The sequence below is a fragment of the Nostoc sp. UIC 10630 genome (genome assembly GCF_010747425.1).
Taxonomy (GTDB): domain Bacteria; phylum Cyanobacteriota; class Cyanobacteriia; order Cyanobacteriales; family Nostocaceae; genus Nostoc.
This window is the reverse complement of sequence record NZ_JAAGOG010000293.1, coordinates 1-7,708: the sequence shown is the minus strand read 5'-3', so window position 1 is coordinate 7,708 and position 7,708 is coordinate 1. Positions and strand designations below refer to the sequence as shown.

General features: G+C 43.1%; 9 protein-coding genes. 6 read left to right on the top strand and 3 right to left on the bottom strand.

Features of this window, described 5'->3' with window-relative positions:
• Positions 1-30 precede the first annotated feature (30 nt).
• On the bottom strand, positions 31-1,407 hold the full coding sequence (locus G1O98_RS35360) for a DUF2330 domain-containing protein (protein WP_163938653.1): 1,377 nt from the start codon (positions 1,405-1,407) through the stop codon (positions 31-33).
• A gap of 28 nt (positions 1,408-1,435) precedes the next feature.
• Positions 1,436-2,278 carry an RnfABCDGE type electron transport complex subunit D gene (locus G1O98_RS35355; RefSeq protein ID WP_163938650.1) on the bottom strand — a complete coding sequence of 281 codons (843 nt, stop codon included), beginning with the start codon at positions 2,276-2,278 and terminating at the stop codon, positions 1,436-1,438.
• Between the two features lie 195 nt (positions 2,279-2,473).
• On the opposite strand from G1O98_RS35355, the gene G1O98_RS35350 reads away from it, so the two are divergent.
• From G1O98_RS35350 to G1O98_RS35340, 3 genes are read left to right on the top strand one after another with little or no spacing between them, the layout of a single operon-like run.
• Entirely contained in the window at positions 2,474-3,151 is a 678-nt protein-coding gene (locus tag G1O98_RS35350) for a polysaccharide deacetylase family protein (RefSeq protein ID WP_163938647.1), read from the top strand.
• Positions 3,152-3,194: 43 nt separating this feature from the next.
• Positions 3,195-4,130 carry a HipA-like protein gene (locus tag G1O98_RS35345; protein ID WP_163938644.1) on the top strand — a complete coding sequence of 312 codons (936 nt, stop codon included), beginning with the start codon at positions 3,195-3,197 and terminating at the stop codon, positions 4,128-4,130.
• Positions 4,127-4,891 (top strand): HIRAN domain-containing protein, encoded by a 765-nt coding sequence (locus tag G1O98_RS35340; RefSeq protein ID WP_163938641.1) that lies wholly within the window; start codon positions 4,127-4,129, stop codon positions 4,889-4,891. The genes G1O98_RS35345 and G1O98_RS35340 overlap by 4 nt, the downstream gene beginning before the upstream one ends.
• Here the strand turns inward: G1O98_RS35340 and G1O98_RS35335 are convergent.
• A complete protein-coding gene (locus G1O98_RS35335; RefSeq protein WP_163938638.1) occupies positions 4,888-5,865 on the bottom strand; it encodes a carbohydrate kinase in 978 nt (325 codons plus the stop codon). The genes G1O98_RS35340 and G1O98_RS35335 overlap by 4 nt on opposite strands.
• 363 nt (positions 5,866-6,228) lie before the next feature.
• Here G1O98_RS35335 and G1O98_RS35330 point away from each other — a divergent pair, with 363 nt between their 5' ends.
• The 3 genes from G1O98_RS35330 to G1O98_RS35320 all read left to right on the top strand — a co-directional run bounded on the left by G1O98_RS35330 (position 6,229) and on the right by G1O98_RS35320 (position 7,676).
• Positions 6,229-6,492, top strand: a complete 264-nt coding sequence (locus G1O98_RS35330) for a helix-turn-helix transcriptional regulator (protein WP_012410583.1) — start codon at positions 6,229-6,231, stop codon at positions 6,490-6,492.
• Positions 6,493-6,750: 258 nt separating this feature from the next.
• Positions 6,751-6,978: a hypothetical protein gene (locus tag G1O98_RS35325; RefSeq protein ID WP_163938634.1), complete on the top strand. Its 228-nt coding sequence runs from the start codon at positions 6,751-6,753 to the stop codon at positions 6,976-6,978.
• The gene (locus G1O98_RS35320) at positions 6,975-7,676 is read left to right on the top strand and encodes a DUF6391 domain-containing protein (RefSeq protein ID WP_163938631.1); all 702 of its coding nucleotides are present in this window, start codon (positions 6,975-6,977) and stop codon (positions 7,674-7,676) included. The genes G1O98_RS35325 and G1O98_RS35320 overlap by 4 nt, the downstream gene beginning before the upstream one ends.
• Positions 7,677-7,708: the final 32 nt, after the last annotated feature.

Genomic DNA, 7,708 nt, shown 5'->3' with positions numbered 1-7,708 from the left:
CCATTCCCCATTCCCCATTCCCCATTCCCTTCAATATAATCCCAGCCAAGAAAATAAATTTTCCCACCAAGAATATGTCAGATTACCAACACTCAGTTTCATCTTGTTGCGAATGTCTTGAATCTTCCAGTTTGTGAGTTTAGCCAGAGTTTGCGCCTCTTGTTCAAAACGCTTGGGCAAAGACCGCTTATATTCTCTACCCGCCTGACATTTGAGTTCTCCTTGGAACGGATGTTGTAAAACATAACGCCCTTGGAAAAATTCACTGTTAGCAGTTTGTTGGAATATCAAGTCTTCAGGGAATTTGTCGCGGGTGTAGCGGACATGCAACCGGGAGATGAAGACGTTACTGTTTGGAAAGGGACGACGAAAGCGTGGGGATACTGGCACATCACTTGGAGAATTATCATCTAACCAAAATACGCCTGCTTGCTTAAGCTCATCTGGGGTTAGAGGCTCGGCAGAACAAGGATCGCAACTACCCATATTCCAAGCGTATTCTAAAAAACCAACTTTCTTGTTTTCTTTGGTGTAGGCAGTTTGAAACATTGATTTATAGAAATCACCAAATTCATCTTTGACAAACAAGGGAACGTTTGTGTCGGAGGGGATTTTCACCGTCCGGTAGTTAGTGATTTCTGCCTGTCCTTGAGGTGAGAGGATATAGACAATCAAATCCTGCTCTGTCGTGGCATTGATCATGCCTAAACGAATTGGCAGCATGAACTTGGGTGACTGGTAGGAAATTTGTAGCGGACGAAGGAACTGGTAGCCAGATTTCTCGAATTTATTTAAGTTGACTTTGGCAACAAAGAATTTCATTGAGGAGCGGATATAGGGTTTTAGTAACTGTTTCGCACCTCTAGGAATTTTGTAGCCATTGCGTTGGAGCCAAGTTTCTAGTCCGCCAGATTCTTTAGCACTAAGAATCACGATGTCGTATTCGCCGACATTGAAACGTGCTTCGACTGTTACACCCAAACTAGCATCACTGCTTCTCTTACGCGCTGACTCATTGCTTGCTGCTGGCGCTGGTGCTGCTGATAACTCTTGGGGGTAAACTGGGGCACAAGGATCTGGATCAAAATATTCTACCAATCGCGGGGCACTAAAAGCATCTAAGCGTTCGATAATCTTGGGTTCAGTGACGCGAACTTGCTCTTTTTGTACCACTGTTGGCACTGGTACTACCATCGCAAAATCTTTAACTTCGCCTTGAAAATCGTTTGCCATTGTTAGGACGGTGCGATCGCCATCTCGCGCGATCACCACCTGAGAAGCTTTGTTATACAGTTTTGTATCAGCTTTAGCTACATAAAATCCACAAAATGCCCAAGCTGCTGGTGCAAAGCAGAAAACAGCTACGATTGCCAACAATAATGGCGTTAAAAGTCGAAAAAACTTCATTTTATACCTCTACTTTTTTAGTGCTGAGTTAGGAGTGCTGAGTGAGAAATTCTTCCCCCACTTCCCCTACTCCTGCTCCCTCATCCACCTCTTGCCAAGAAAACCTTGGGGCTAACCACAGAACATCTAACAGGATGGTCAATGGTGCAAGGGCAAACAGCGCCCAGAAAACTGCTGTGGAAATAAAGAAATAATTCCGCAGGATAAAAGTTAATCCGGCGATGCAGATTGCCCAAACTACCCGCCCAATTCGGGAATTGGGGATCGATCGCGGATCTGTAATCATAAATAGGGCAAACAGCAGCAAAGACCCACTCATCAATCGATGCCAGTAAACATCCCAAGTCCAACCCAGCCAGAGATTGCGAATCGCCTCTAGCAAGGCGTAGGAACCTAAAAAAGCTGCTGTGGTGTCCCAGCGACCAACGCGCTGCAAAATCATGCCACCAGTGCCGGCAAATAATAGCCCATACCACCACTCTTCACCCCATTGTCCCGGCGAAACCCAAGCATCGGGGGTCAAAATCAAGGCAGATATGATGCCAAAATTGGTGGGATTAAAGAAATGCTTATCGCCAACTTGGAAAATAAATTTGCTTGCGATCGCAATTGCTGCGGCTATTGCCATTGTCGTCCAGCAATCAGCCCGCAATAGCAGTCCCAGTCCTAGAGAGGTAATTAAAGCACTGCGAAGATTTGCCATTTGTTCTTTGCCAGTAACTAATGACAAGATCCATTGGGTTGCTAGACTTGTGGCGATCGCTACCCCAATTAACTCTGGCCGCAGCGTCCAATCTCTTGTACCGATTCCCAATACTAAGAACAAGCCGAGAAATAGAATTTGATAATCTCGTATATCTTTGAGCAACATTAATCCTTCAATTCCGGGATTACGCGTAGATTTCTCATCAATCTAGACGAGTGCTAGCTCAAATAGTAATGCTGTTACAGATTTTGTTACAAAGACTGATTTACCAGATGTAAATTACCATTTAAGAACTTGTCGCAGACATCGCAGTTTCGCAAGCAATACCTATAAAAAGTTGTCAGCAGCAGATAAACGCAAATGCAGCTAGCTCCTCTGTTCCCGATTTTCTATCGCATTCTCCAACCGAGTTTTCCCAATTGCCTTTGGGGTGGAAATCCTCATACTAAAGCGATCGCACTCACATTTGATGATGGTCCCCATCCGCAATACACACCAGAAGTCTTGGCAGTATTAGATCGTTACAATATTACAGCTAGTTTTTTTTGGTTGGGTGTTTGCGTCAACCGTTCACCAGCGATCGCCAAAGCTGTTAGCGATCGCGGCCACTGGATCGGATTGCATGGCTACGATCATCGTTCTTTTCCTATGCTTTCCCTAAATGAATTGAAGGACAGTTTAGAAAAAACCCAAGTTGCCATCTACAATGCCTGCAATCTACAACCTGAACAAGTGCGGGATGTCCGTCCCCCCAATGGTTTATTTACACCTGCTACTTTAAAATTGTTTTCTCGGTGGAATTACCGCTCAGTTATGTGGAGCGTTGTACCAGAAGATTGGGTACGACCGGGTATCACCACTGTGGTAGAGCGAATTATGCAGCAGGTTAAAAATGGTTCGCTGATTGTCTTGCATGATGGTGCTTGCGGTGGACAAGATGTTGCTGCCACAATCCAAATTCTCATTCCGCAACTGCTACAACAAGGTTATGAGTTTGTAACTGTTGATACTCTGTGGCAGCAAGCTAAGACTGACTAAATGGGGATTTCAGCAACTTGTTGGGAGGATTTCAAGATAAATTATGGCAAAGCATTTTCCTATCATTGAGGTTCCCCTAGATGCTCCTGAGGATATTGAGGATTTGGGAACAAAAGAAAAGTTCTGGTTCCATCATCAGGATTTAGGTCTTTGTCTCTACAAGAAAGCTAGACCAAATACAGGAGAGGATTGGTCAGAGAAGATTGCATCTGAGTTGTCCGATTTACTAGAGCTACCCCATGCTGATTATGAACTAGCTACATTTAATAGCGAGAGAGGGACTATTTCACCATCATTTTTACCTGAAGATGAAAGTATACCTGAAGAGGAAAGGGTTCCCCTTAGTAGGCTTACCCTTGGCAACGAGATTCTAGCGGGAGTAGTGTCTAACTATCCAAGATACTCAAAAAACCCATCTCAACACACAATCGATATTGTATTTAATGCCATTGGGGATTCTTCGGTAAATCTGCCTCTCAATTGGACACCACCGCATGGCATTATGACTGCCGTGCATACTTTTGTTGGATACTTATTGTTAGATGCTTGGATAGGCAACTCTGATCGACACCATGAAAACTGGGCTGTTATCAGTTTGGAAAAGAAAATTTATTTAGCACCAACTTATGACCACGCCTCTAGCATGGGTAGGGAATTGCTAGATGAAAAACGACATTTAAAGCTTAAGAATAAATCTGTCACAGGGTATGCGGAAAAATGTAATTCTGTACTTTATGCTAATGTTAATGATAGGAAACCTCTCAAGGCTGTTGATGCGTTTCGTGAAGCTCAACAGCGCTATCCAAATGCAGCCAGAGTATGGTTGGATAATTTAGCAAGGGTGTCAAGCAATGATACGTTAGATATTTTTAGCCGTATCCCATCAGAACGCATATCGCAAACAGCAATTGAATTTGCACAGAAAATATTAGAATTCAATCAAAGCAGGTTACTGAAACTGCAAGACACCCTACTATGAAAACATTGTTTTTAGCTTGGCAAGATCCAAAAAGTCGTGCTTGGTTTCCCATTGGTCGATTAACGTTTGATGATATTAAATACCAGTTTATTTACACGTATGGTGCTACAGAAGCTCAAGTCAAGTGCGGGTTTCAACCATTGATTTCTTTTCCTGACTTAAAGGAAGTATACACATCAGTTGAATTATTTCCCTTGTTCTCCAATCGATTAATGCGACGTTCTCGCCCAGATTATAAAAATTATATTGAGTGGCTAAATATTCCTCAGCATGAGGATGAGCCAATTACTATTCTTGCTCGTAGTGGTGGACGCAAAGCAACGGATAATTTTGAAATTTTTCCCTGCCCAGAGCCAAATGACAATGGTTTATATCATATCCATTTTTTTGCACACGGAGTGCGGCACTTTCCCGCTTGTGCAATAGAACGGATTAGTCAATTACAAACGGGTGAACTGTTATATTTAGCTAACGAATTTCAAAATCCCCATGACCCCCGTGCATTGCTCTTATGTACTGAGGATCATTACATCGTAGGTTATTGTCCTCGGTATATTGTAGATGATGTTTTTAAACTCAAGAGCAAAAATCCTGAACTTGTAAAAGTACATGTTGAGCGCGTTAATCCAGCACCGACACCTCTCCAACTACGTTTATTGTGCAATATGACCGCAGAATGGCATAATAATTTTCGTCCATTTTCTAGTCGGGAGTATCAGCCTTTAGTGGCTGATATTCCTGCTAGTTGTGCTAATTCCTAAAGTTGATGTGAGGCTAGAAAAGCTTCAACTTCAGCATCTGTTGGTTGGGAAGCGATCGCACCTGGTTTAATGGTAGTCAGTGCCCCAACAGCACTGGCATAAGTGACAATGCGTTTTGCAGTCTCAGCATCCCGCAAGCTGTGGATGCCGTAATGACTCAACTGGTGGATGAATCCTGCGAGAAAGCTATCTCCTGCACCAGTGGTATCAACAACGGGGATAGAAAAGGAAGGTAATTTGCCTTCGTTCTCACCCAGACAGTAGGTGCAACCGTTTTCGCCATCTGTTACTAATACTCCTTCAATTGAAGCCAAGCGGTAAGTAATGGCTCCAGGATCTGCGGTTTCAAATAGCCATTCAGCTTCTTCTTTGGAGAGTTTGAGAAAATCTACTCGCTTAAATAATTCTGGAATTTTTTGATGAGCGATTTTTGGTTCGTCCCAAAATACAGGCCGCCAATTGATATCTAGAACAATCTTCAGATCGTAATGTTCTGCTAACTCTAGAGCGCGGTAAATTGCCTGTTCACTTTCAGGATAGGCTAATTCCAAAGTACCCAAAACCAGAAAATCTGCCTCTTGAAACAGCACATCTGGCAATTGTTTGGCTTGCAGGCGAGTATCGGCAAATTCTGCGGTGTCATACTGACCAAATCCGGCGAAGGTGCGATCGCCAGCCAGATCCCGTGTAACATAAACCTGCCGCGTTGGTGCTGTAGGGTGGCGTTGTACCCCAGTCGTATCTACACCTACATCTTGTAATAGCTTGACCAGTGCATTTCCTGGTTCATCTTCACCAACGGCTCCGATAAATCCTGCTGTCGTCCCCAGCTTGACTAAAGCACAGGCTACGTTAGCTGGTGCCCCTCCTGGATAGGGAGTCCAGGATTTAACTTCTTCCAGCTTTAACCCTAATTGATCGGCTAAACAATCAAACAAAATTTCACCGAGGCACAAAACACGGGAATTGCTCATTTCATTCTAGATTTGAGATTTCGATTTTGGATTAAGAATTTACAGTATAAAATCTACAACAATTGTTGCTAATTTGTCGCCAGTTCTTCATAGAATTAAATAGCATTTTTTACTACTCCATAACATCTATATGCTTCTAATTACTACTGAACTTGTCTAAATATTTATACTAAGCCACAGGCGAAAATAAGTGTTGTATAATACTTGTATATTGTCGTAATTTATATTCTTGCCAACTTGAAATCCAAAGAAAATATTGACAATAGTATTACTGCTAATACTTGAAACCCCTACCAACAAAAGAATCTTCTAGAATTAGAAAGAGTGATTAAGTAGATATACCAAAGGAGGATAGAAATAGTCATGGCTGGTGGCAAGTCTGAGACCCCCGTTAGTCTGTCAGACAGAGAACTGCAAATTATCGACCTAGTGGCCGCTGGCTTAACTAACCAAGAGATTGCAGGTAAACTGGAGATTAGCAAGCGTACAGTTGATAACCATATCAGCAATATTCTGACCAAGACTGAGACCGAAAATCGAGTAGCTCTTGTCCGCTGGGCCTTACAGTGGGGCAAAGTCTGCTTAAATGATGTCAATTGCTGTCTTCTCCCTAACCAGATCGAATAAACAATTTACTAGTAGCAACCTAATTGCTATGGTCTGGTAGAATTGCAAGCCAATTTTGAGGTTGACTGATTGTTTCCCTCCCCACGCCTAAGTTTTCAGTGTGAACGCTCTACCAAAAGTTCCGAGTCCTTCACTCAGCCGGAGTTTATGTTAGTGGAGCCAGCTGACCCTCGGACTCGGAAACTAAACCTCATGTATGTTGAAACCTAGTTGAAACCTAGAGTTTTTTAAAAGATATATTTATGTAGGTTGGGTGGAGTGAAACGCAACATTACTACCTTATTTATGTTGGGTTACGCTAAAGCTGCACCCAAGCTACAAAACTATGTCTCTTCTCAATGCCCAATTCCCAATGCCCCATGCCCCATACTTGATACCCAAACTCAACAATTAACCACAAAAATTAGCAACAATTCAGTGGTGCAAGCGTTACATTTGAGAGAAATCTATATTGCTCCATCGGCTTGGAGAGTGGTGTTCCAATGAATACTTCTGCTTCTTTTCAGGGTGGCTCGTCTCCCTTTGATTTTTTTAACTTTGATCTTAGGGTACCTGTATCTGAGAAAGTTCCGAACCCAGAATACCGTCCCTTAGACTTTCCCCAACCCACACAAGATGCTGACCTACTCAGGCAGCTATCATTTATACCAGGGTTGAAAGAAATTTTGATGATCCGGCAGGTTCACGCCTTAGAACACGCTACTGTTTGGGTTCTTAGTGATTCACAAAGTGGCCAACCTGCTAAAGGAAAAGCTACTAACGTTCAACCAGATAACGAACTATTAGGTGGTTTGTCTACTGAGCATGGATTTTACCTTTATGGTGAAGTAAATATTAGTGATTTGCGCCGTGCGGTAGCACTTGCTCGACATCGCCTCACCAATGGAGAATGGGATTTAGCTGTACATCCCCGTTGCGGCACAAATTTATCAGTAGCAATGCTCTTAACAGCTGGACTAGCTGTTGGTGTACATCTATTATTACCATTTCGACCAATCGAGCAACTTATAGGTTTGGGGTTAGCAGCGACGACAGCTGCTGAACTCGCACCTGATTTAGGTTTTATGGCGCAGCGTTACCTAACAACTGCCATTCCTTTTAATCTAGCAATTGAAAATATTACCCGTACACGCGACGTTTGGGGGCGTGAGGCACATTTTGTTAAAGTGGGTTGGCAAGAATGAGAGGGAGCAGGGGAGCAGGGGGAGCAAGGGAG